19 protein-coding genes are annotated in these 22,751 nt (G+C 66.3%); 5 read left to right on the plus strand and 14 right to left on the minus strand.

Going from position 1 to position 22,751, the window contains the following annotated elements; all coding sequences use genetic code 11:
• The first annotated feature begins 10 nt into the window (after nucleotides 1–10).
• From AC1DCJ_RS00295 to AC1DCJ_RS00305, 3 genes are all read left to right on the plus strand, one after another.
• Nucleotides 11–910 (plus strand): LysR family transcriptional regulator, encoded by a 900-nt coding sequence (locus AC1DCJ_RS00295; RefSeq protein ID WP_478069814.1) that lies wholly within the window; start codon nucleotides 11–13, stop codon nucleotides 908–910.
• Between the two features lie 117 nt (nucleotides 911–1,027).
• A complete protein-coding gene (locus AC1DCJ_RS00300; RefSeq protein ID WP_478069815.1) occupies nucleotides 1,028–4,144 on the plus strand; it encodes a discoidin domain-containing protein in 3,117 nt (1,038 codons plus the stop codon).
• A 32-nt stretch (nucleotides 4,145–4,176) separates the two neighbouring features.
• Nucleotides 4,177–4,548 carry an Imm1 family immunity protein gene (locus AC1DCJ_RS00305; RefSeq protein WP_478069816.1) on the plus strand — a complete coding sequence of 124 codons (372 nt, stop codon included), beginning with the start codon at nucleotides 4,177–4,179 and terminating at the stop codon, nucleotides 4,546–4,548.
• Between the two features lie 3 nt (nucleotides 4,549–4,551).
• Here AC1DCJ_RS00305 and AC1DCJ_RS00310 read toward each other — a convergent pair whose 3' ends face one another.
• The 10 genes from AC1DCJ_RS00310 to AC1DCJ_RS00355 form a co-directional block, all read right to left on the minus strand.
• Nucleotides 4,552–5,526: an ABC transporter substrate-binding protein gene (locus AC1DCJ_RS00310; protein ID WP_038688743.1), complete on the minus strand. Its 975-nt coding sequence runs from the start codon at nucleotides 5,524–5,526 to the stop codon at nucleotides 4,552–4,554.
• A 30-nt stretch (nucleotides 5,527–5,556) separates the two neighbouring features.
• Nucleotides 5,557–7,296 (minus strand): amino acid ABC transporter permease/ATP-binding protein, encoded by a 1,740-nt coding sequence (locus tag AC1DCJ_RS00315; protein ID WP_137189300.1) that lies wholly within the window; start codon nucleotides 7,294–7,296, stop codon nucleotides 5,557–5,559.
• Nucleotides 7,293–7,838: a GNAT family N-acetyltransferase gene (locus tag AC1DCJ_RS00320; RefSeq protein WP_478069817.1), complete on the minus strand. Its 546-nt coding sequence runs from the start codon at nucleotides 7,836–7,838 to the stop codon at nucleotides 7,293–7,295. Before AC1DCJ_RS00320 ends, AC1DCJ_RS00315 begins: the two co-directional genes overlap by 4 nt.
• Nucleotides 7,835–9,046, minus strand: coding sequence for a M20 aminoacylase family protein (locus tag AC1DCJ_RS00325; protein WP_478069818.1), 1,212 nt, complete (start codon nucleotides 9,044–9,046; stop codon nucleotides 7,835–7,837). Before AC1DCJ_RS00325 ends, AC1DCJ_RS00320 begins: the two co-directional genes overlap by 4 nt.
• A gap of 12 nt (nucleotides 9,047–9,058) precedes the next feature.
• On the minus strand, nucleotides 9,059–10,402 hold the full coding sequence (locus tag AC1DCJ_RS00330) for an LLM class flavin-dependent oxidoreductase (RefSeq protein WP_478069819.1): 1,344 nt from the start codon (nucleotides 10,400–10,402) through the stop codon (nucleotides 9,059–9,061).
• A gap of 16 nt (nucleotides 10,403–10,418) precedes the next feature.
• Nucleotides 10,419–11,414, minus strand: coding sequence for an MsnO8 family LLM class oxidoreductase (locus tag AC1DCJ_RS00335; protein ID WP_478069820.1), 996 nt, complete (start codon nucleotides 11,412–11,414; stop codon nucleotides 10,419–10,421).
• A 14-nt stretch (nucleotides 11,415–11,428) separates the two neighbouring features.
• A complete protein-coding gene (locus AC1DCJ_RS00340; RefSeq protein WP_141058406.1) occupies nucleotides 11,429–11,791 on the minus strand; it encodes a DUF3088 family protein in 363 nt (120 codons plus the stop codon).
• Between the two features lie 149 nt (nucleotides 11,792–11,940).
• On the minus strand, nucleotides 11,941–12,978 hold the full coding sequence (locus tag AC1DCJ_RS00345) for an LLM class flavin-dependent oxidoreductase (protein WP_478069821.1): 1,038 nt from the start codon (nucleotides 12,976–12,978) through the stop codon (nucleotides 11,941–11,943).
• Nucleotides 12,979–12,988: 10 nt separating this feature from the next.
• On the minus strand, nucleotides 12,989–13,564 hold the full coding sequence (gene msuE / locus AC1DCJ_RS00350; protein ID WP_478069822.1) for an FMN reductase: 576 nt from the start codon (nucleotides 13,562–13,564) through the stop codon (nucleotides 12,989–12,991).
• 200 nt (nucleotides 13,565–13,764) lie between these two features.
• Nucleotides 13,765–16,341 (minus strand): TonB-dependent receptor plug domain-containing protein, encoded by a 2,577-nt coding sequence (locus tag AC1DCJ_RS00355; protein ID WP_478070113.1) that lies wholly within the window; start codon nucleotides 16,339–16,341, stop codon nucleotides 13,765–13,767.
• 396 nt (nucleotides 16,342–16,737) lie between these two features.
• Between AC1DCJ_RS00355 and ftrA the strand changes: the two genes are divergently transcribed.
• Nucleotides 16,738–17,739, plus strand: a complete 1,002-nt coding sequence (gene ftrA, locus AC1DCJ_RS00360) for a transcriptional regulator FtrA (RefSeq protein ID WP_478069823.1) — start codon at nucleotides 16,738–16,740, stop codon at nucleotides 17,737–17,739.
• A gap of 51 nt (nucleotides 17,740–17,790) precedes the next feature.
• On the opposite strand, the gene AC1DCJ_RS00365 is transcribed toward ftrA, so the two are convergent.
• Both AC1DCJ_RS00365 and AC1DCJ_RS00370 read right to left on the minus strand, forming a co-directional pair.
• Nucleotides 17,791–19,227, minus strand: coding sequence for an HD domain-containing protein (locus tag AC1DCJ_RS00365; RefSeq protein ID WP_478069824.1), 1,437 nt, complete (start codon nucleotides 19,225–19,227; stop codon nucleotides 17,791–17,793).
• A gap of 41 nt (nucleotides 19,228–19,268) precedes the next feature.
• Nucleotides 19,269–20,639: a B12-binding domain-containing radical SAM protein gene (locus AC1DCJ_RS00370; protein ID WP_478069825.1), complete on the minus strand. Its 1,371-nt coding sequence runs from the start codon at nucleotides 20,637–20,639 to the stop codon at nucleotides 19,269–19,271.
• A gap of 48 nt (nucleotides 20,640–20,687) precedes the next feature.
• Here AC1DCJ_RS00370 and tmk point away from each other — a divergent pair, with 48 nt between their 5' ends.
• Complete coding sequence (gene tmk / locus AC1DCJ_RS00375) at nucleotides 20,688–21,359, plus strand: dTMP kinase (RefSeq protein ID WP_478069826.1); 672 nt, start codon at nucleotides 20,688–20,690, stop codon at nucleotides 21,357–21,359.
• A 47-nt stretch (nucleotides 21,360–21,406) separates the two neighbouring features.
• Here the strand turns inward: tmk and AC1DCJ_RS00380 are convergent, their stop codons facing one another.
• Nucleotides 21,407–21,910, minus strand: coding sequence for a hypothetical protein (locus AC1DCJ_RS00380; protein ID WP_478069827.1), 504 nt, complete (start codon nucleotides 21,908–21,910; stop codon nucleotides 21,407–21,409).
• A gap of 138 nt (nucleotides 21,911–22,048) precedes the next feature.
• Entirely contained in the window at nucleotides 22,049–22,636 is a 588-nt protein-coding gene (locus tag AC1DCJ_RS00385) for a TetR/AcrR family transcriptional regulator (protein ID WP_478069828.1), read from the minus strand.
• Between the last annotated feature and the right edge of the window lie 115 nt (nucleotides 22,637–22,751).

Genomic DNA, 22,751 nt, shown 5'->3' on the forward strand with positions numbered 1-22,751 from the left:
AGGCATTGCCATGGACAATATGTTGAGGCGCATCGACCTGAACCTGCTGGTCACCCTGCAGGCATTGCTGGACGAACAGAACGTCACCCGCGCCGCCCAGCGCCTGCATCTGGCCCAGCCGACGGTGAGCGTGCAACTGGCCAAACTGCGGCAGCTGTTCGGCGACCCGTTGCTGCTGCCGGGTCCGCGCGGGATGCGCAGCACCGCACGTGCCGATGCCCTGCGCGCGCCCCTTGCAGAGGCGCTGGCAGCACTGCAGCGCGCATTGGCCCCGGTGCAGGCGTTCGACCCGGGCCAGGCGCGGCTCACATGGCGGGTGATGGCATCGGACTTCGGCGAAACCACCGTGGTGCTGCCCGCGCTGCCTGCCCTGCGCCGTGCCGCACCCGGTGTGCGCCTGGCCGTGATCGGCCTGGTGCCGGCGCAGATGGTGCCGCAAAGCGAGCGCGGTGACATCGACCTGGCCATCCACATTACCTCCGAGGCACCGCCCGGCCTGCACCATCGGCCGCTGTTCCAGGAACGCTACGTGCTGGCTGGCCGCCACGACCACCCCAGGCTCAAGCGGCGGCCCACGCTCAAGCAGTTCTGCGCACTGGACCATGTGATCGTCTCGCCCGATGGCGGCGGCTTTCACGGCAATACCGATACCGCGCTCGCCCACGTGGGCGCGCGCCGCAACGTCGTGCTGTCGGTGCCCCACTTCCTGTTCCTGCGCAGCGTGCTGCTGCGCACCGACCTGGTGGCGATGATGCCTTCGCGGCTTGTGGCCCAGGACCCCGCCCTGAAGGCCGTGGAAGCGCCCATCGATGTACCTGGTTTCGAGATGGTGATGCTGTGGCACGAGCGCGTGCACCRGGACCCGGCCCACCGCTGGCTGCGCGAGCAGATCGCGGCGGCGATGGGCTGATGCAACCGGGCCCAGACCATCGAACCGTGATATTGCGACGCGTCATGTAAACGGTTACAACGCCTGCTAGCGTGTGCCCTGCCCCGCCGTTGGGGCCAGAGGATCGGGAGCGCGTCGATGCGGTTGCATGTTCAACGCTGGACTGTTCGGCCCACGCCCCGCCATCTGGCACGTGCCCTGCTCTTCCCCGCCCTGGCGCTGGCCGCCACCGGCCTGGCGCAGAACCTGCCGCCCCGCACCCAGTGGCAGGCCAGCAGCTCCTCGCAGCAGGTGCCGGCGATGGCGGTCAGTCACTTGATCGATGGCGACCCGAAGACCGTCACCGGCGGTGCGTTCAGCCCGGGCCACTGGTTCCAGGTGGACCTGGGCGCACCCGCCCAGCTGGGCGGCGCGCGGATCACCTGGGATGTCTCCAACCCGGAGGGCTACACCCTGCAGACGTCGATGGACGGCACGCACTGGCAGCCTGCCTACACCATGCGCGATTCGCTGGGCGGGATCGAAACCCTGTTCTTCGCCCCGCGGCAGGCCCGCTACCTGCGCCTGGCGAGCCCGGAAAAGACCTCCGACTGGGGTGTGTCGATCTTCGAACTTGAGCCGCTGGATACCACGGCAGCGGCACGCGTGGCCGGGCTGGATCCGGCGCAGGCGGCGGCGTTGTGGCAGGGCGATGCAAGCGTCCCCCTGCCGGCACACGCCGGCGTCGAATCGCAGCTGGAGATCACCCTGCCGCGCGCGCAGCCCACCACCGGGCTCGCCGTCGACTGGGCCGGTGGTCACGGTGCCGCGCGCCTGCAGGCGCAGGACGCAAACGGCCGCTGGGTCGACCTCGCCCGCGACCCGCAGGCCGGCAGCCGCACCCAGAGCTGGTTGGCCGGCACCGCCGCCGTGACCGCAACGGCGCTGCGCCTGCGAGTGGCCGGCAGTGCCCCGCGGATCGCACGGTTGCGTCTGCTGGGGCCGGCCGCGGTGATGACCCCGATGAAGCGTTATCAAGTGGCCGCCAGCGGCGCGCAGCGCGCCCTGTTCCCGGCCTCACTGCATTTGCAGCAGACCTACTGGACGGCGGTGGGCGTGCATGCCGGTCGGCAGAAATCGATCTTCGACGAGTACGGCAACCTCGAAGCGTTCAAGGGCGCGCCGCTGGTGCAACCGATCTGGCGCAACGCCGATGGCACCACGGCCGGTGCCGCCGCAGCGCCGGTAGCGCATGCCCTGCGCGATGGCTGGAAACCGATGCCGTCGGCCACCTGGACGCCGCAACCCGGGCTCGAACTACAGAGCGAAACCTTCGCCATCGAGCGTGGCGGCCAACCGGTCACGTTCGTGCGCCACCGGCTGCGCAATACCGGCACCACGCCGGTGGCGGGCATGCTGACGCTGGCAGTACGCCCGATGCAGATGAATCCGCCGTGGCAGAACGGCGGCCTGTCGCCGATCCGCGAGGTGGCCATCGAGGGCCGCGCGGTGCGCATCAACGGGCGACCGCTGCTGCTGTCGCTGACCCCGGTCGATGCCGCCGGTGCGGCCCCGTTCGGCAACGAAGGCAGCAGCGAGATCACCACGGCCATCGCCACCGGCATGCTGCCCGCCGCCCAACACGCCGACGACGCCGACGGCCTTGCGGCCGCCGCGCTGGCCTACCGCGTGCAGCTTGCGCCCGGCGCGAGCCGCTCGGTGGTGCTGGCTTTCCCGCTGGGCACCGCGCCCACCGCCGCCAACGGCAGCCTGCCCGATGCACCGGCGCTGGACCTGGCCAACCTGCCAGCCGACCCCGACGCCGCCTACGACGCACTGGCCACCGAGGTGTCGGCCGACTGGCAGGCGCGGCTGGGCCAGGTCGGGCTGCGCCTGCCCGACCCGTCGCTGGTGGACATGCTGCGCGCGCAGGCCGCGTACATGCTCATCAACCAGACCGGTCCGGCGATGCAACCGGGGCCGCGCAACTACAACCGCTCCTTCATCCGCGACGGCATGGCCACCTCGGCGGTGCTGCTGCGCATGGGCGAGGCCAAGGTCGCACGCGATTACCTGGCCTGGTACAGCGCGCACGGCGTGCACGCCAACGGCTTGGTTTCGCCAATCCTCAACGACGACGGCAGCGTCAACACCGGCTTCGGCTCGGACATCGAATATGACAGCCAGGGCCAGTACGTCTCGCTGGTCGCCGATGTGGCGCGGCTGGACGGCGGTCCCGAATCGGTGCGCGCGTACCTGCCCAAGGTGAAGGCGGCGCTGCGCTTCCTGCAGGCGCTGCGCGAACGCACGCTGGTGCCGGGCTACATGGCCGGCCAACCGTCGCCGGAACGTTTCGCCGGCATCCTGGCCCCGTCGATCAGCCACGAAGGCTACCCCTCGCCCACGCACAGCTACTGGGATGACTATTGGGGCCTGAAGGGCTGGCACGACGGTGCCTGGCTGGCCGAATCGCTGGGCGATCATGACACCGCCCGCTGGGCGCGCGAGCAGTACACCGCACTGCACGATGCGCTGGCCGCCTCGATCCGCGCGACCATGGCGTGGAAGGGCATCGACTTCATTCCCTCCTCGGCCGACCTGGGCGACGGCGATCCGACCGGCGTGTCGATCGCACTGGACCCCACCGGCGCGCAGGACGTGCTGCCCGCGGAGGCGCTACGCACCACGTTCGCGCGTTACCTGGCGGACGTGCGCAAGCGCAACGAGCCGGGGGCGCTGTATGCCTACACGCCGTATGAGATCCGCAACGTGCTCAGCTACGTGCATCTCAACCAGCCCGACGCCRCCGACGAGCTGCTGCAGGGCCTGCTGCAGGACCGTCGCCCGCTGGAATGGCAGGTGCTCGCCGAAGTGGTGCATTCGCGGCTGCGCTTCCCGCGCTACCTGGGCGACATGCCGCACACCTGGATCGGCGCGGAGTACGGGCGCACGCTGTTCGGCATGCTGATGCGCGAGGACGACGATGCGCTGTCGCTGTTGCCGGGCGCCCCACCGTCGTGGGTGGCCGGAGAAGGACTGGCGGTTGATCGCCTGCCCACCGCCTATGGCACGCTGCAGATGGAGGCGCGGCAGCACGATGGCACGTTGCGGGTCACCCTTGGTCCGGGCCTGCGCAAGCAGAATGCCGTGCGCGTGTGGTGGCCGGCCCGCACGCGCCCGGCCAGCGTGCGCGTGGATGGGCGCGCGGTACGCGATTACGATGCCGACGGGGTGCGGCTGGCGCAGCCGTTCCGCACGCTTGAAGCGCGCTGGTGAACGCAACAGACGAACAAAGGAACGCGAGCACGATGGAGATGGACCTCAACGGCCAGAGCGTGGCCGCTACAACGCCAGCACAGGTGGACGCAGCCCTCGCGCGGGCGAACACCCTGCCGGCCTTCGAGCTATGGGCGACTGCGCCGACCGGCGCCACCCTGTGCATGTTGCGCAACGGTGTCCATGCCTGGCTGATGTACATCCCGGTTGAAGGCGATGCCGGGGTGCGTTCCTGCGGTGATGCCACGCGCATCGGATCGGCCGACTACGTGCTCGGCAACGGGCAGGTGGACACCTACCCGCTTTCCTGGTGCGTGGCGGTCGAGCAGTGTTTCAGTGCCGTGTCCACCTTTCTCCACAGTGGTGGCGACAGGCCCGAGGGCATCGTCTGGCTGGCGTCCTGACGCTTACAGGTTCGGCAGCCCCGGCGGATTGGTCTGCGACTGCGCCACCGCTTCTTCGCTCACATTCCAGCGCTTGAGCGCCTGGGCGTAGGTGCCCGAGGCAATCTGCGTGTTCAAGGCCTGGGTGATGGGTTCAGCCAACCCGCTGCCCTTGCGCGTGGTCACCGAAATCGCCGCCGCATCGGGCCAGCCGCCCGGGAACAGCCCCACCCGCCGCACCTTGCCGTCGCGCGCCGAATACGCCCCGGTGGCGTTGGGCTCGAAGGACACATCCGCGCGCCCGGTGATCACCGCCAGGCGGCCCACCACCGCGTCGTCGAAGTACTGGTACTCGACCGGTTTCAGGCCAGCGGCGATGTTCTGCTGGTCCCACGCACGCAGGATCTGGTCCTGGTTGGTACTGGCCCCCACCACCACTTTCAGCCCGGCAACATCGGCGGGCGTGGTGATCTTCTGGATCGGGCCATCGGTGCGGGTGTAGATGCCCAGCAGGTCGTAGCGGTAGCTGGAGAAGTCGAACTTCTGCTTGCGCGCTTCGGTCACGGTGATATTGGAGATCACCGCATCGTACTTGCCCGACTGCAGTCCCAGCGGCCAGTCGGGCCACGCCACCGGCACCAGCACCAGCTTCAGGCCCAGGCCGTCGGCGATCAGCCGGGCGATGTCCGGTTCGACGCCCACGATCTGCTTGTTGTCGGCGCCGTAATCGGCCAGCGGCAGCTGCGCCGGATGCGTGGCCACGGTCAACGTGCCTGGCGTGACGAAGGTGAAGCCCGCCGGGATCAGAGCCGCCGCCTTCGGATCCGGCGTGCCGTTCAAGGCCGGCGCGGCATCACCGGCCAGGGTGGCGCGCGCCGCCGGTGCCGCGTCGCTGCCCTGCTCGACGCGCGAGTAGACGATGCCGGCAACACCGATCACCAGCACCGCGGCAACCAGTGCACTGCCGGTGGAGACGCGTCGTTTGTGGGGGGCGTTCATGCGGTTTCCCTGCTGAAAGTGAAAAGGGGGTTACAGCGTCTTGGCAAGGAACTCGGCGGTGCGCGGCTGGCGCGGCCGGTCGAACACCACTTCGGGCGGGCCCTGCTCCACTACCCGGCCCTGGTCCATCATCACCACGTGGTCGGCCACGCGGCGGGCAAAGCCCAGCTCGTGGGTGACGATCACCAACGTGGTGCCCGAGCGCGCCAGCTCTTCGATCACGCTCAGCACCTCGGCCACCAGCTCCGGATCCAGCGCCGAGGTCGGCTCGTCGAACAGCAGCACCTTGGGCTGCAGCGCCAACGCGCGGGCAATGGCGATGCGCTGCTGCTGGCCGCCGGAGAGCTCGCGCGGATAGGCATGCGCCTTGTCGGCCAGGCCGATCCGCTCCAGCAGGTCGTATGCCTGCTGCTCGGCGTGTGCGCGGGCGATGCCGCGCACCGCGATCGGTGCCTCGACGATGTTCTCCAGCGCGGTCAGGTGCGGGAACAGATTGAAGCCCTGGAACACCATGCCCACGTCGGCGCGCCGACGGCGGATTTCGCCTTCCGGCAACTCGTACAGCGTGTCGCCCTCGCGGCGGTAGCCCACCAGCTGCCCGCCCACGGTCACGAAGCCCTGATCCGCACGCTCCAAGTGGTTGATCAGGCGCAGCAGGGTGGACTTGCCGGCGCCGGACGGGCCGATCAGCACGGTGACGCTGCCGGCGCTCACCTCCAGGTGCACGTCGTCAAGCACGGTCTGGTCGCCGAACACCTTGCCCACGCCCTGCAGCGATACCGTGGCGCCGTTGCCCTGCAGCACCGGGGCGATCGACGGGCGCGAACCGGCACGGGCAGCGCTGCCCGCTGCAGGCGCACGCGGTGGCAGCTTGGACACCGTACGTTCGCGCTGCAGCTGGCCGCGTGCGAAACGTCGCTCGATGCGATGTTGGGCAAGCGACAGCACGGTGAGGATGACCAGGTACCAGACCGTGGCCACCATCAGCAGCGGCACCACTTCCAGGTTGCGCCGGTAGATCACCTGCACCGTGTAGAAGAGCTCCGGCAACGCCAGCACGTAGACCACCGAGGTGCTCTTGGCCAGCCCGATCACGTCGTTGAACGCGGCCGGCAGGATCGAACGCATGGCCTGCGGCAGGATGATGCGGCGGATCTGCCGGCCACGCGGCAACCCGAGCGCCGCCGACGCTTCGTACTGGCCGTGGTCCACCGAGAGAATGCCGCCGCGGATCACCTCGGCCGAGAACGCCGCCTGGTTGAGGGTGAGCCCGAGCACCGCCGCGGTGAACACCCCGATCAGCTGCGTGGTCGGGTACGAAAACAGCGTGATGCTGGTGAACGGCACGCCCAGCGCAATGGTGCTGTACAGATAGCCCAGGTTGTTGAGCAGCAGCAACAGCACCAGCAGCGGGATCGAGCGGAACAGCCATACGTAGCCCCACGACACCGCCGCCAGCAGCGGCGAGCCGGACACCCGCGCCAAGGCCAGCACGGTGCCCAGGCCGAAGCCCAGCGCCGTGCCCAGCGCGGTCAGCCACAGCGTGCGGGCCAGCCCTTCCAGCACCGGGCGGGCGAAGAACCATTCGGCAAACGTGCCCCAGCCCCAGCGCGGGTTGCCCAGCACCGATTGCAGGCCGAACAGGATCAGGGCCAGCGCCACCACGGTACCGGCCAGCTGCAGCGGATGCCGCGCCGGCACGATGCGCAGCGCAGGCGATGGCGTGGCGGGTGCGACGATACCCGGCAGCGTGCTGGATGGGGTGCTCATGCGTGGACTCCCTGCCGCTGCGGCGGCGCGGCGTTGGCAGCCGGGTGCGGTAGCGGCAGGTGCTTTTCAAACGGCAGGTGGGCCACGGTTTCCGGGTCGGCCTGCAGGTCGAACAGCGCCCGGTAGCCATGGCCCAGGTACAGCCCCACGGCTTCGGGCTGGCGGAACCCGGTGGTCAGGTAGACGCGCCGGTAGCCCTGCCGCACGGCCTGGTCCTCCAGCTCCTGCAGCACGCGTCGCGCGATGCCCTGGCGACGCAGACCCGGCAACGTCCAGATCCGCTTGAACTCGGCGGTGTCGGCATCGCGGTGCGGCATGAAGGCGCCACCGGAGATGGCCACGCCGTCGCGCAGCAGCAGCACGAACGCCCCTACGGGTGCGGCAAAGGCATCGGCCGGGTAACGCTGCAGTTCTTCGCGGGCGCTGCCACCGATGCGCCCGCGCACGTCTGCGTAGCGGCTGTCGTACTCCTGCTCCAATCCATCGAACAGCGGCTTGGCCAGCGGGTCGTGCACCGAGGTGTACAGGAACAGGTCGCTCATGCCGCATCCTCCACCAGGTAACGCTCGGCCAGCCGCGCCCACAGGCTGGCCGCCGGCGCGATGGCTGCATCGTTGAACACGTAGCGCGGGCTGTGCAGCGGCGCACTGTCGCCGTTGCCCACGAACACGAAACTGCCCGGCCGGGCCTGCAGCAGGAAGGCAAAATCCTCGCTGGCCGTGCGCGGCGCGAACCCGTCCACCAGCTGCTGCGCACCGAACCCGTCCAGCGCCACCTGGCGCACGAACGCGGTCTGCTTGGGATGGTTGATCACGCTGGGGAAACCACGCGGAAACTCGACCTCGGCACGCGCACCGAAGGCGGCCGCGGTGTGTTCGGCAATCTCGGTGACGCGGCGGCGCAGGGTGTCGCGCACCTCGGGAAGGTAGGCGCGCACGGTGAGGGTCAGCTCGACCGCATCGGGAATCACGTTGGCGGCCTTGCCGCCATGGATGGAGCCCACCGTGACCACGCCCATCTGGCGCGGATCGACATTGCGCGACACCACGCTCTGCAGCGCGGTCACGATATGCGCGGCGGCCAGGATCGGGTCGACACTGCCCTGCGGTTCGGCACCATGGCCGCCTTTGCCCACCACAAGCACCTTCCCCCAATCCACCGACGCCATCGCCGGGCCGTCGACGAACCCGAAATGGCCCACCGGCACGCCGGGCCAGTTGTGCAACCCGTAGATCGCATCCACCGGGAAGCGCTCGAACAGGCCGTCGGCAATCATCTTCGTTGCGCCCGAGCCGGTTTCCTCGGCCGGTTGGAACACCAGCTGCAAGGTGCCGTCGAAGCGCCCGTGGTGGGCCAGGTAGTGCGCGGCCGCGAGCAGGATGGCGGTGTGGCCATCGTGCCCGCAGGCATGCATCAATCCCTCGCGCTGGCTGGCATAGCCCAGCCCGGATTCCTCATGGATCGGCAGTGCGTCGATGTCGGCACGCAGGCCCAGGCGACGGCTGCCCTGCCCGCGCTGCAGCGTGCCCACCACGCCGGTACCGCCAACGCCGGTGGTCACCGCATAGCCCCACTGCTGCAGCAGCTCGGCCACGCGGGCGCTGGTGCGGTGCTCTTCGAAGGCCAGCTCGGGGTGCTGGTGCAGGTCGTGGCGGATCGCGATGGCGTCGGCGTTGCGCGCTGCAATGGCGGGCAGCACGCCGCCGTGCAGGGGAACGATATCAACCGGGGGCCGGTGCAGGATGTTCATCGTGATGCTCCTTCAGCCCGCCTTGCGCACGGGTGCGGTGTCGCCGGCATGGCGGCTGGCCTTGCGCGGCAGCCCCAGGTGGTCACGCAAGGTGCCACCCTCCAACGTGCCGCGGTGGTAACCACGTGCCTGCAGGACCGGCAGTACCTGGCTGACGAAGTCGTCCAGGCCCTCGCGCTGTACCGAGAAGCCGAGAATGAAGCCATCGCTGGCACCGGCCTCGAACCAGCGGATCAGCTCGTCGGCCACATGCTCGGCGGTGCCGATGAAGTTCGGGCGCGGGCTGACCGCCTGCAACGCCACCTGGCGCAGGGTCAGGCCATGCGCGCGGGCGTCCTGCTTGATCTTGTCGGTGGTTGAACGGAAGGAATTGGCGCCGATGTCGCCCAGCTCCGGGAACGGGCCGTCCGGGTCGTACTGGGTGAAATCGTGGTGGTCGAAGAAGCGCCCCAGGTAGGCCAGTGCATCGTCCAGCCCGGCCAGCGCGGCGATGGTCTGGTACTTGGCTTCGGCCTCTTCCGCGGTGGCGCCGACGATCGGCCCGATGCCCGGAAAGATCTTCACGTCAGCGGCGCTGCGACCGTGTGCGATCGCCGCATTCTTCACCTTCTGGGTAAACGCGCGGGTTTCTTCCAGCGACGGCGCGTGGGTGAACACCGCATCAGCGTACTTGCCGGCCAACGCGATGCCATCGTCGGACGCGCCGGCCTGGAAGATCACCGGTTGTCCCTGCGGCGAGCGCTGGATGTTGAGCGGGCCTTCCACCTGGAAGAACCGGCCCTTGTGGTCCAGCCGGCGAAATTTCTCAGGCGCGAAGAAGGTGCCGCTGTCGCGGTCGCGCACGAAGGCGTCGTCGTCCCAGGAATCCCACAGGCCCTGCACCACCTCCAGGTATTCGTCGGCGATCTGGTAGCGCAGCGCGTGCTCGGGATGCGGGCGGCCGTAGTTGCGCCCGGAGCCTTCCAGCGGCGAGGTCACCACGTTCCAGCCCGCGCGCCCGCCACTGATCAGGTCCAGCGAGGCGAACTGCCGCGCCACCGTATAGGGGTCGCTGTAGGAGGTGGACAAGGTGCCAGCCAGGCCGATCTTCGTGGTGGCCGTGGCCAGCGCCGACAGCAGCGTGATCGGCTCGAAGCGGTTGAGGAAATGCGGAATCGATTTCTCGTTGATGTACAGGCCGTCGGCAACGAAGCCGAATGCGATGCCGTGGTCTTCGGCGGTGCGGGCCACGTCGATGTAGTACTGGAGGTTGACGCTGGCATCGGCCACGTTGGAGGGATGCTTCCAGGCGTGCATGTGGCTGCCGGGGCCCTGCAGCATGATGCCGAACGGAATGGGACGCGGGGTCTTGCTCATGGCGTTCTCCTGGGGATCAGGCCACCGCCGCGCGGGGCGCGGGCGACAGCAGTTCGAGTGAGGTGAGGCGTGCGTCGAGATCGGCCACCGGCGCATCCAGGATGAATTCGCCCACACCGAAGCGCTGGTGCAGGTCGTCCAGCGCGCGGCGCACATGCTGTGCATCGCCCGACAGCACGCTGGGATGGGTCTCTTCAATGCGGTAGTCGGCCACGCCCACCTGTCGCGCGTACTCGGCGGCCGCTTCCGGGTTGGGCAGGTTGACGGTCTGCCCCGGCCCCAGGTGCAGCTTGTAGATGCGCAACGCGCCCAGATGGCGTGCGGCCGCCTCGGCAGTGGGCGCAGCGAAGGCCACCGTGGCCAGCAACGGGGCGTGCGAGGACACCGCGCGGTAGGCGTTGAATGCCGCCTCGATGCTCCGCGGGTCGCCATCGAAATGCGCCGCATAGACGAAACGCCAGCCAAGCTCGGCCGCCAGGTGCGCGCTCTGCGGGCTGGCCCCGAGCAGGAAGCGCTCCGGCGGCGTCCGCGGCAGCGGCCGCGCCTGTGCGGCGGCATGCGGGTGGTCGGCGGGCAGGCTGCTGGACAGGAAGCCTTCCAGATCGTGCAGCTGCTGCTCGAAGGCGCCCGCCGGCGTACGCCCGGCCGCCAGCGCCGCGGTGGAGGCCGGCAGTCCGCCGGGCGCCTTGCCGATGCCCAGGTCGACTCGGCCCGGGGCCAGGCTGGCCAGCAGGTTGAAGGTTTCGGCTACCTTGTACGGGGCGTAATGGCGCAGCATCACCCCGCCCGTGCCGACGCGGATGCGCGCGGTCTGTGCCAGCACCCAGGCCGCCAGCACTTCCGGCGCGGAGCTGGCCAGCTGCGGGGTGGCGTGGTGTTCGGCGAACCAGTACCGGTGGTAGCCCAAGTTCTCGGCATGCTGGGCCAGGCGCAGGCTGTCGCGCAGCGCCTGCTCGGGCGTGCCGCCATCGCGGATCGGGCTTTTGTCCAGCACGCTGGTCAGGTAGCTCATCGTGTATTCCTTGCTCAGGGATGGGCCACGGGAATGCCCAGCAACCCGTTCAGTGCGGCCAGGATCGGTTCGGCACCGGAGATGTACTGGCGGTCGTCATGCGCGCCACTGGCATGCGCCGACTGCACGCCCTGGGGCAGCACCAGCTTGGGCAGCGACTGGTCCTGTTCGCCGATCTCGGCGATCACTTCGCGGCGCGGCCGGGCAAACCCGATCCGGCGCACGTCCAGCTGCGCATCCAGGCCATCGATGCTGGAGAGCGCGCCTTCCAGCAGCAGGCTGTGCCGGCAGAAGAAACGCTGGCCCGGCAGCTGGCCGTCTTCGAATTCGCGGTCGAGCAGGAACAGGATGGGTTTGTTCGGGGGATAAGCAGACACGGATACGTTCCTCGTCGTGGCCGGCAGCAGCGCGCCGTTGGAACCTTGATGCTAGAGACGTGGCCGCGTGGGCCTGCGTCGTAACTCGACAATCAGCGGTCGGATCCGGCCACGCAAATGCGCGTTGGCCATATGCAAAACGCCTGGGGTTATGGGGCCGCTCGCAACCGCGGCGCAGCGGCAGCGCCCGCCCACCCCAGCGCCGGCGCGATCTGTTCGGCCACGATCTGCAGAATCCGCCGGTAGTCGCTGGCGGGCAGTTCATAGGGCAGCTCCACGCGCAGCTCGTCCACCTGCTGCAGCACCGGGTCGGCCTGCAGCAGGTCCACGATCTGCGCCGCGCTGCCCACCATGTCTGCGGCAAACAACGTGCGCCGCGGTCCTTGGGGTTCCAGCGTGCGCGCATGGCGCTGCGCGGCAAACGCGAGCAGCCGCTGGCGGGTGGCGAAGTCGGCGCCGTCCAGCGGCACCAGCACGCGTCCAGCGGCAACGCGCGGGATGGCGCCATCCGGCAGACCGCTGCGATACACCGCCAGGTGCTCGCGCTGGGTGTTCACGAAATCCGCATGGGTTTCAGCGCGCGCCACGTTGCCCAGCAGCAGGTGCAGCCCCTGCCCGGCCGCCCAGCGTGCCGACGTCAGCGAACCGGCGCCATACCAGAGCCGACGTGCCAGCCCGGGCGCATGCGGCTGCAGCCGTGGGCGGTACTGTGAGACGGCGTTGCCCACCTGCGTATCAGTGTCGCCCAGCGGATGTCCGTGCAGCGCCTCGATCAAACGCCCCACCCGCGCATGCGAAAAGTCGATCCGCGCTGGATCGCTATCGAACAGCAGGTGGCCCACCAGGTCCGCGAACGGCGGGGGTCCGGCGCTCACGCCCACCTGCAGGCGGCCGCCGGACAGTACGTCCAGCAGTGACAGATCCTCGGCCAGGCGGAACGGCGTTTCGTAGCCGAGTTGGATCACCGCCGTGCCCAGTTCGATACGCCGGGTATGCTGGCTGGCCGCCGCCAGGAACACCGCCGCCGAGCTGATACCCGGCTCCAGGTGCCGATGCCGGACCCACGCGCCGTCGTAGCCGAGCGCTTCGGCAAAGGCGATCAGCGCCAACGCATCGTCCAGGCCGCTACGCGGATCGTCGGGCCGGTAGCTGCCGGGGGTGAGAAAGGCCAGATGCCGCAGCTGCATGCGCCGATGCCTAGGCGATGCGGCGCAACGGCAGCGGCGCGGCCGTCGGTGACAGGTGGGCCGCGGCACGCTCGGCAGCCAGCACGATCCGTGCCTGCAACGCGGCACTGCTGACCTGGTCACCGCTGAAATCGGCCGGCGTGGCGTACACGCCGATCGGCAGCGTATGCGCCTGCAGGAAACTGAACAACGGGCGCAGCTGGTGGTCGATCACCAGCGCGTGGCGCTCACTGCCGCCGGTGGCCGCCAGCAGCACCGGCACATCCACCAGTGCCTCCAGCCCGATGAAGTCCACCAGGTGCTTGAACAGGCCGGGATACGAGCCGCGGTACACCGGTGCGGCGGCAATCAGCAGGTCGGCCGCTTCAATCCGCTGCAGCGCCTGTTCGATACGCGGTTCCACTTCCTCGCGGATAAGCGCCTGCCCCAACGAACGCGCAATCGGCGCCAGTTCCACCCACTGCACATCAATGTGCAGCCGGTGCCGCAGCTGGTCCAGCACCTGCCGTACCAGCAACAGCGTGCGTGAGTTGGCCGAGCTGGTCGGCGAGCCGATCAGCGCAACCACGTTCAATGCAGATGACATCCCAATGCTCCCTGTAGAGCCGACCGTTGGTCGGCTGCGGTAGAACCGACCATTGATCGGCTACGGTAGAGCCGACCGTTGGTCGGCTGCGGTAGAACCGACCGTTGGTCGGCTACGGTAGAACCGACCGTTGGTCGGCTGCGGTAGAACCGACCGTTGGTCGGCTGCGGTAGAGCCGACCGTTGGTCGGCTGCGTTTGCTCAGAACCGGTAGTTGACGCGCCCATACCAGAACGCGCCGATGGTGCTCAGCACATCGCCCGTGTCCCAGGTGGTTTCAATGCTGGCCACGTCGGTGGCGCTGCGGGCGTACTCGGGCACCTTGCGGGTACGCTTGTCGAAGACGTTGTTGATGCCCAGCGCCGCGCTCCAGCCACCGCCCAGCTCGGCGCTGCCGGAGAGGTTGGTCACCAGCACCGGCGGCTGCTTGTACTCCACCCCGTTGTTGAGGCGCTTGATCGGCCCGTAATAGGTGACATCCACATTCGAGCGCCAGCGCCCGTGTTGCCAGCCCAGCCCGGCCACCTGCGTGTACGCCGGCGTGCGGAAACGCAGCGCGTACTCGCTCGATTTCGTCAGCAAGTTGATGTTGGGCAGTCCCTGCAGCACCGCCGGGATGTCTCGCACTTTCTGGATGGTGGTGCGGCCCACGTTGGCGGCGTAGCTCCAGCGCAGCTTGCCCCACGCGGTTTCCTGGTTGGCCTCCACCGTCAGCTCCAGACCCCGCGTGCGGGTATCGCCTACGTTGGTGAAGTAGCTGGCGTAGAACGCATCGCCGGGCAGGATGCTGATACCCGCCGTGCCCAGCAGCGCATCGATCGTATTTTTCTGCGCGACGCTCAGCACCGTGCCGCTGTTGTCGGTGACGCGTGCCGGATCCTGCGCGTTGTAGCCGATCTGGCTGGACTGCCCCAACTGGCCGCGGATGTCGATCTGGTAGGCATCCAGCGCCAGGTGGAACGCCGCGCTCGGATCCCAGGTCACGCCCAAGCTGTAGTTGTCGGCCTTCTCCGGCTGCAGCGGCGTGGCACCCAGTGCCAGCGCCGCCGGCGAGGACACCTGCGCCACCAGCGTGGTGCCGCACGGGCAGCTGCCGGTGGCCTGGTAGTACTGCGCGCCCAGGCTCGGGGCATGGAAACCGTTGCTCACCGTGGCGCGTACGCCGAACGCGTCGGTCACATCAAAGCGCGTGGTCAGCCGCCCGGTCGATACGCTGCCAAAATCAGAGTGATCTTCCCAGCGCGCCGCGGCATCCAAGTACCAGCGCGAGGTCACGTTGGTCGCCGCCCCCACGTATACCGCCTTGCTGTTGCGCGTGGCCTCCACCGCATCGGCGGTGGAGTAGCCCACGAAGGCGGCCGCACCGAAGCCGGTGTACGACTCCCACTGCCCGGCCCCACGCTCGTAGCGCTCGTGCTGGTATTCGGCGCCAGCACTCACCTCCAGCGGCGAGGCGAACGCGCCCACCTCGAAGCCACGACGCAGATCCAGGTTGGCGATGCCCTGCTGGTAGTCCAACTTGCCGTCATAGAAATCCGTTGGCGCACCGGGATAGGCCAGCGAGAAGTTGGCCGAGTGGCGGGTAAAGGTGCGCACCGTGTTGCGGTTGCCGGTGAGGCTGCCGTCGATGTCCCAGCCCCCCCAGTGACCCTTGACCCCGGCGGTGCCGGTGTACTGCTTCTCCTTGGTTTCCAGCACCGGCAGGAAGCCGTCGGGCCACACGTTCAGTACGCTCGGCGCCTTGTAGGTGCCGAAGATCGTCGCCGGCAGGCGGAAGTTCTGGATGGCCTGCGCGGTGCGGTCGCTGGCCGTCGCCGTGGCGTAGAACTGCGCGTTCTCGCCCAGCCCATGACCGGCATTCACCGCCAGCGCGGTGAGCGCATAGGACGGCGAACTGAGGATCGTGTTGGCTTCCGGATCGCGCGATGCCTCGGCCGGGTTCGGCGTGGCGCCGGCAGGCAGGCGGTTGTTCGGGCGCAGCGCCACCGGATTGCCGCTGGCGTCCACCGCCGGGTAGCTCAGGTAGCCATCGATGTAGCGCCGCGTGCGGATCGCATGGTGCTGGCGGGTGGTCTCGCCGGACAGGCTGACGAACCCGTCCTGCCCCCACGGCAGCCCGATGTTGGCACGCACGCTGGTGCGTGTGCCATCACCATCGATGCTCTGCCCGCTCTCCACCGACACATCGCCGCCGTGCGCGTTCGACTTCAGGATCACGTTGATCACCCCGGTGATCGCGTCGGAGCCATACAGCGCGGACGCACCATCGCGCAGCACTTCGATATGGTCGATGGCCGATACCGGAATCAACGCGAGGTCGGTCCAGGCATGGCCCGGGTAACCGCCCCCGTTGGCGCCACTGACATAGGCGCTGGCGTTGCGGCGTTTGCCGTTGACCAGCACCAGCGTGTACCCCGGCGACAGGTTGCGCAGCTGGTAGCCACGGATCAGGCTCTCCTGGTCGCTCTGGTAGCCACCGATCTGGCTCAGCGACGGCAGGCTGCGCTGCAGCGCCTCCAGCAGGTTCACCTGCCCGGTGGACGCCAGGTCCTCGGCCGAAATCACATCGATGGGCGTGGAGCTGTTCTTGACCGTGCGCTTGCTGGTGCGCGAGCCGGTGACCACCACCGCATCCAGCGTGGACGCGGCTGCGGTACCGGAGGCCACCACCGTCTCGGGCGGTGCCTCCGGTCCGGCGGCGTGGGCAGCGCCTGCACCCAGTGCAAGCGCGATCAGAACAGACAGGGAGGTCAGCGTCGGCACGCGTGCCGCAGGCAGGGAGCGGAAGGCAGAAGGCATGGGGACTCTTGAAGGAAGGAGGACGGTCACGTCCGCGACGGTGCGTCGCAGGGCATCAGCTGGAGTTGGGCGCAGCGCACCGGCAACATCGCGACAGCGAGGGCAAGGACATCTCGGGGCCTGATCGAGAACAGGCCTCCATTCAAGGGCCTGCACGCAGCGCGCAACAGTCGTTCACGCGCCACCCACCCGCAACATCGCGCCACGCACATGCCCGTTCGGCATGTCGTTAGACGCCGACGCCGCTGCACGCCCTGCGTGGATGCCCCCATCGCCGGGCATCGATGCGCGACATCGGCGGCCATATATCCCGATGTCATGACGTCATTAGCGCCCCGCCCTGCGTGGCAGCGCCCACCCCGCTAGCATCAAACGATGCCCTCCCCCCATGACCCGCACACACCGCCCACCGTTGCCATCGCGGCCTGCCATGGCCAGGGCCTGTTCGAGTTCGGCTGCGCCGTCGGCCTGTTCGCGCCCATCCGCCCCGAGCTGGACGTGGCCTGGTACACCACCCAGGTGTGCGCCGCCGAGCCGGGGCCGCTGCGCATGCTCGGCGGCACCCAGGTGCAGCTGCCTTACGGACTGGAGGCGCTGGAGCACGCCGACACCATCGTGGTGCCCGGCTGGCGTGATCCTGCCGAGCGGCCGCCGCAGGTATTGCTGGATGCGCTCATCCGCGCCCACCAGCGCGGCGCGCGCATCACCTCGATCTGTTCGGGTGCCTTCGTGTTGGCGTGGGCCGGCCTGCTCGACGGCCGCAGCGCCACCACCCATTGGCGGCTCACCGACACCCTCGCCCGCGAGTTTCCCAACGTGCGGGTGCGCGAGAACGCGCTGTACGTCGACGAGGGCAGCATCATCACCTCGGCCGGTTCGGCCACCGGCATGGACATGATGCTGCACCTGGTGCGCAAGGATTACGGCGCGCGCGTGGCCAACCTGGTGGCCGAGCGGCTGGTGCTGGCACCGTGGCGGGACGCCGAGCGCAGCCAGCGTGTGGTGCGCTCGATACCGGTGGGTGAACCCACACGGCTTGCCCGGCTGATGGAATGGCTGCGCCGCAACCTGCGCGAGGAACACTCGCTCAAGAGCCTGTCCGAACAGGCCGCCCTCAGTCAGCGCACACTGCAGCGGCAGTTCCTCGACGCGACCGGGTTGTCACCGATCGACTGGCTGATCCGCGAACGCGTGGCTTACGCGCGCGAACTGCTGGAAACTACAGACCGGCCAGTACAGTGGGTCGCCGAACAGGCCGGATTCGGCTCCCAGGAATCATTCCGCAGGCACTTCCGCTACATGGTCAAGGCAAGCCCGATCGAATACAGGAACCAGCACCGCAGCGGAATCGCTGAACACCGCTCAGTCGTTTGCTGAGTTCCCTGCATCTTAGCTGCGTGCCGGTTAGCTGCGTGCCGGGCACGCTCATCACGACGCGGCTTTCCGTGTTAGGGCCTTAGAAATGGTGGACCTCAGCTTGCGGGTGATAGCCGCCTTCAGGCGTCCAGCAAGCCCCCCCACTGCATCATCAAAATAGATCCGGTGGGTGGTAAATGTCGCAGCGCTAGCGACAATCGGGGACACAGACGCGATGTCCACAATCTTCCCGCCATGCTCCACATTTATTTGCTGAGGGTAGCCCCCAGAAATATTTTCTGCTTTGTAGATTTGACGACGATAGCTATCGTAATGGCAGGAATCGTGCCACACCTCTTGATCGCTCTGCACCTGCTCGCAGGCTTCCGTGCAAGCCCAGTGGAGGACCTGAGCCCTGTCGGCAGCTGGAAGGGCTAGGTACCATTCATTTCTGACGGCAATAAGCTCTGCCGCTGCCCATACATCAATCCGTGGATATGCGTGGCGGGCGGCAAATCGATCTGCGATCACACGCACGATTGGATCCGACGCACCTTGAAAGAGATGCAGCGAACCCCAGAACAGAGAGTCATCGAGGACAAGTGCATTCTCAAGATTGCCAGGATCTCCAAAGAATGTGACCAGCGGATGAGTGGCGCCCAATCCCGCTTTACCAGCGTCCCCTTCAGCGATCAACTCGAAGACACGCACCATCAGCTTGGAGAACATGTACTCGAAACCACGCGTGCGGTGATGCAGGTACAGCGTTGGATAAAGCTGAAATAGCGTCACCATGAACTGTTCCACAGCGATAAATGCCTTGCCATCGACATAGAAAAACTGCCCCGTAGCGCTCTTCTTCGTCCTGAGGTGGTCTACCAACCAGTCCAAGTCGATTCCGCCGGACGAAACCCCTGCGAAATATGGGTCGCGCTTAGCGTAGTCGAGCCGGTCAGCATCAAGCTGGCTAGAAACAATTGATGTGTAAATGCAGGCTTTGTCGCGCTTGTCGATCATTGCTGCAACTTCTTCAGGAAAATCGTCGTCCTCCATACGCCGAAGGATGTCCGCCACACTTGACTCTGTCACGATTCGTCGGCTTAGTTTTTCGTGGCTAACCGCATCTTTAAACTTGGCCCCCACGGTAGGCCGTGCGTCGATGAACATCTTCATAGCGCTCTCGAACGCATGACTGAACATCCCATGCCCCACATCGTGTAACAACGCAGCAGCGAGGCAGGCCTTTCCCTTTCTACTCCACTTTCCATTTCTCGCATTTGGCTCCACGACCGACAACAGCCGCTTGGCTACACCGTACACACCCAGCGAGTGCGCGAACCTAGAATGGGTTGCGGATGGGAACACATGATCGGAGAAGCCAAGCTGCTTCACCCTTCGTAAACGTTGAAAATACTTGTCCGAAAGCAAATTCTTCAGCTCCAGCTCCGCGGGGCCTTCAAACTTGACGGCCCCGTGGATGGGGTCCTTGATAGTCTTACTGGTGTCCATGCGTACCTCCCTGTTGTCCGTTTAGAACCAAACTGCCCATCTCAGCTGCGGAATGGAAGCCGCGAAGGGGCCGAGCGGGCTACGTCCTGATCGAATTCTGCCCTCCCGTAGTCTCTTGCATAGTACGAGAAGCTCTTCAGACGAAAATACTGATCAGCATTCATGTATCGGCGAGACATATCCAGACTTAAACTCTCAGCTTCATCCGCATCTATCTCCGAACTGGGATGTATGCGTGTAATCCCAGTCTGATGTGCACTATCAGGGTCTATGGGAGAAGCACCCAGCCCAACCAGCTCCTGCAAAAATGGGTCGGCCGTCTTGGGCGGGCCGTAGGCAACTACTGGCCCTACGGAAACACCGGCAATGTCTCCTGCATGTTCATCCAGCCAGACTCTTGTCTCGTCCAGTGTTTTGCTGGTTTCACCGCCATAGATCAGCACATTGACCTTCGCTTGCACTCCAAAGCGCGTGCACGCCTTCAATAGACGGGAAGCGCGCTCCAGGTAACGATCTGGTCTCGGTGACTTCTTCATCGCGGAGATCTGCCGAGGAGAAGCCGTCTCCAACCCAAGATCCAACACAGTCAATCCTGCTGCTGCAAGCGCGCCGATTGTCTCCTCCATCAGTACGTCCACTCGACTCTCTGTCCGCCACTGCATTCGGCAAGAATCGCGAACAACCTGTTCAGCTAGGCCGTTGGCCCATCGCACGCTGGGAAGGAACATGGACGCCTGCAGATATGGCCTGATTTCACCGCCAGAGTACTGTTCCCTCACCGCCTTCATCGTCGCCCACGTCTTCCCTGCTGGGCCCAGCTTGTCCACCGGGATGTCTCGCTCCTCGCAGAAGCCACATCGCATGCCACATCCGCGAGAAGCCTCGACACTTGGTTGGTACCGTAAAAATCCGTCGACCAGCGTATGGTCAAGAGGCGAATCCGGTCGGGGCACTTGCGGGCGCCCCATCACAGGCGTCGAGGTCAGCAGATCTTTGATGTATGGCTCTGCAAGCCCTGGGGCAAAGGCATCGGCTTCTGGCAGCTTTGTGCGTAACCAGTTCGGATCGGGGCCCACCACCCAACGCCCACCCACAATGATCCTGCAGGAAGGAAGCTTGTTTCGCAGCAGCCTGCAGAACTCCTGTGCCCAACTGAGTGCGTAGAAGCTAGGGATGGACAGCATAAGAGGATAAATGGTCGGAATTCTTCCAGAGCTGATGAGTCCACGTAAAACACTCTCCGGTGTCTCATGCTCACCATGCACGAGCACGGCTGGGTACCCAGCTGCGCTAAGCGTAGTCGCCAAGGACAATGCCCCGTAGTTCAAATACAACTGTCGTCTTGCCAAAGCGTGGTCCCGTTTTTTTGGTGAAGACATGCCAGCAGAGACGAAAACCACAACTTCAGACATTTCATGCAATCCTTGCGATTGACCAAGTGAACTTATAGGGCATTCGTGATGCGTTTTGTAACTTTTGAAGGAATCGATGGAAGCGGAAAGACCACCCAGGCGTCCCGGCTTGTTGAGGTACTACGTGCCTCCGGCGCTACCGTGATCGCCGCCAAGGAGCCCGATGGAGGTCGGATAGGCAAAGATGTCCGCGCTATCCTTGTCGCGAAACGCGCCCACCGCCTCACCGCCTACGAAGAGGCATTGCTTGTATGCGCGGCTCGCTACGACCATGTCAGAAGCGTGATTCGCCCGGCGATCGAGGCGGGAAAATGGGTCGTTTGCGACAGATTTGTCGACTCAACATTCGCATTTCAGACATTCGAGAATGACGTTTCTGAGCGTTTTTTTGATGTCGTTTCCAAAGACGTCATCGGTCCTACCATGCCGCACTTCACCTTCATTCTTGACATCGATCCAATTGCCGCATCACTCAGAAGGAATGGTGAATCATTCCATCGTGACGAAGACCCGGCCGAAGCACATCGGGATTTTGATCGCATTCGGCGCGGCCTTCTCGAGGCAGCCGCACGCGACCCGAAACGTTGCCACGTGATAGATGCGACAGCAGATGTGGCCGCCGTCACGGCACAGATAATTTCGATCCTGCAAGCATCAGGCCTGCTTTCCGGAAGGGCGAAAGTCCATTCAGACCAAACCTCTACGAGCGACGGCACATGATGGGGATCGCAGTCACCGAATCCATTCACTCGGCGGCGGTCCGGCCGTTAGGTGACTGAGGCTGCCCGCTTCCGCGCGAGTATCCGCCAACACTGCGCGGCAAACCCCAGCGCGAACACTCCCGCAAAACTGAGCAGCGTCTGCAGGATCACTGGCGCCAGCGGCGCAGCTGCAATCGGACGCCCGACCGGAAGACGGGTCAGCGTTTCGTTGATACCCGGCACCAGCGACAGCAGAAACGTGAAGGACAGCGCAAAGGTGGCCAGGTAGGGCCTGAGCCGGCCCAGGAACCCCAGCCGGGGTACCAGCACCCCACCGAAGGCGATCAGCAGGATGACGACGCCGAAGGCGTGCCCCGGATTGAGGCCGCCCGTGCTGGAGACGGTGAACGAGGTGACCACCGACAGCACCAGTCCCAGCAGATACACCTTGCCCGAGCGCGTGGCCGGGTCGATGGCGCGATGCCGAATGAAGCCGTAGATGCCGGCCACCAGGGGGACCAAGCTGAGCGCCGTATGGAGGACGCCGAGGAGCGAAAGTGGATGACTCATGGAAAGCCTCAGGAGGTCGGTGGCTAAGGGTGCTGCCGGGTGATCGGGAAATTCGGAGAAAAAGCAAACCTACTAGTAGGTAGGCCAATGAGGCAAATAAAAGGGAACGACACGGAATGCGTCGTTCCCCGCGAAAAATCAGGCTGTCTTGACCAGCCGGGCTATCGACAGCTGGCCCAGGGTATGGAAGGTATGTGGATCGCCGAAGCCACGCGCGGCCAGCATCGCCCCATGCACCGAGGCCATGAAGGCCCGGGCCTCGTCGGCGGCCGGCCCCTGCAGGCGAAGCTGGCCACTGGCGGCTCCCTTCTGCAGCACGGCGGTCAGCCAAGACGTGAGGTCATCGAAGTGCCCGCGCACCTCCTCCACGATCGGCGCCGGCAGCAACGGCAGCTCGGCGGCAAGCATGGCGCAGATGCAGAACGAGGACGTTCCGCCGCGGATGCATGTGGACCAATAGTCCACATACGCGTTGAGCTCCTTCAGCGGGTCGTCCAATTGACGGTCCAGCACGGCCAGCCCCTCGCGCGCCTCGGCGCGATACAGCGCCACCACCACCTGCACAAGCTCGGCCTTGCTGGGGAAATGGTGGTGGATGCTGGCCTTGCTGATGTTCACGCGCACGGCGATGTCGGCGTAGCTGAAACCGTTGTAGCCGCCCGTCTCGAGCAGAGTGCGGGTGTGGCTGACGATTTCGGCGGCTTTGGGGGAGAGTGCGTCTTTCATGGACGCACCCTACTAGTAGGTAGGCATACAGTCAAGGGGCCGCTGACATCCAGAGAGGCCGTCTGTGGCGCACGGTGCTTGCGCAGACGATGCCGAGTTCTGTCGACCTGCGCGG

It is taken from the genome of Stenotrophomonas sp. 10N36, from assembly GCF_056395005.1.

Coding starts and splice junctions, on each gene's coding strand:
- AC1DCJ_RS00385 (WP_478069828.1), bottom strand. CDS start 22,636: ATGAAAGACGCACTCTCCCCCAAAGCCGCCGAAATCGTCAGCCACACC.
- AC1DCJ_RS00370 (WP_478069825.1), bottom strand. CDS start 20,639: ATGTCTGAAGTTGTGGTTTTCGTCTCTGCTGGCATGTCTTCACCAAAA.
- AC1DCJ_RS00335 (WP_478069820.1), bottom strand. CDS start 11,414: ATGAGCTACCTGACCAGCGTGCTGGACAAAAGCCCGATCCGCGATGGC.
- AC1DCJ_RS00380 (WP_478069827.1), bottom strand. CDS start 21,910: ATGAGTCATCCACTTTCGCTCCTCGGCGTCCTCCATACGGCGCTCAGC.
- tmk (WP_478069826.1), top strand. CDS start 20,688: ATGCGTTTTGTAACTTTTGAAGGAATCGATGGAAGCGGAAAGACCACC.
- ftrA (WP_478069823.1), top strand. CDS start 16,738: ATGCCCTCCCCCCATGACCCGCACACACCGCCCACCGTTGCCATCGCG.
- AC1DCJ_RS00325 (WP_478069818.1), bottom strand. CDS start 9,046: ATGAACATCCTGCACCGGCCCCCGGTTGATATCGTTCCCCTGCACGGC.
- AC1DCJ_RS00345 (WP_478069821.1), bottom strand. CDS start 12,978: ATGCAGCTGCGGCATCTGGCCTTTCTCACCCCCGGCAGCTACCGGCCC.
- AC1DCJ_RS00330 (WP_478069819.1), bottom strand. CDS start 10,402: ATGAGCAAGACCCCGCGTCCCATTCCGTTCGGCATCATGCTGCAGGGC.
- AC1DCJ_RS00365 (WP_478069824.1), bottom strand. CDS start 19,227: ATGGACACCAGTAAGACTATCAAGGACCCCATCCACGGGGCCGTCAAG.
- AC1DCJ_RS00305 (WP_478069816.1), top strand. CDS start 4,177: ATGGAGATGGACCTCAACGGCCAGAGCGTGGCCGCTACAACGCCAGCA.
- AC1DCJ_RS00310 (WP_038688743.1), bottom strand. CDS start 5,526: ATGAACGCCCCCCACAAACGACGCGTCTCCACCGGCAGTGCACTGGTT.
- msuE (WP_478069822.1), bottom strand. CDS start 13,564: ATGTCATCTGCATTGAACGTGGTTGCGCTGATCGGCTCGCCGACCAGC.
- AC1DCJ_RS00320 (WP_478069817.1), bottom strand. CDS start 7,838: ATGAGCGACCTGTTCCTGTACACCTCGGTGCACGACCCGCTGGCCAAG.
- AC1DCJ_RS00315 (WP_137189300.1), bottom strand. CDS start 7,296: ATGAGCACCCCATCCAGCACGCTGCCGGGTATCGTCGCACCCGCCACG.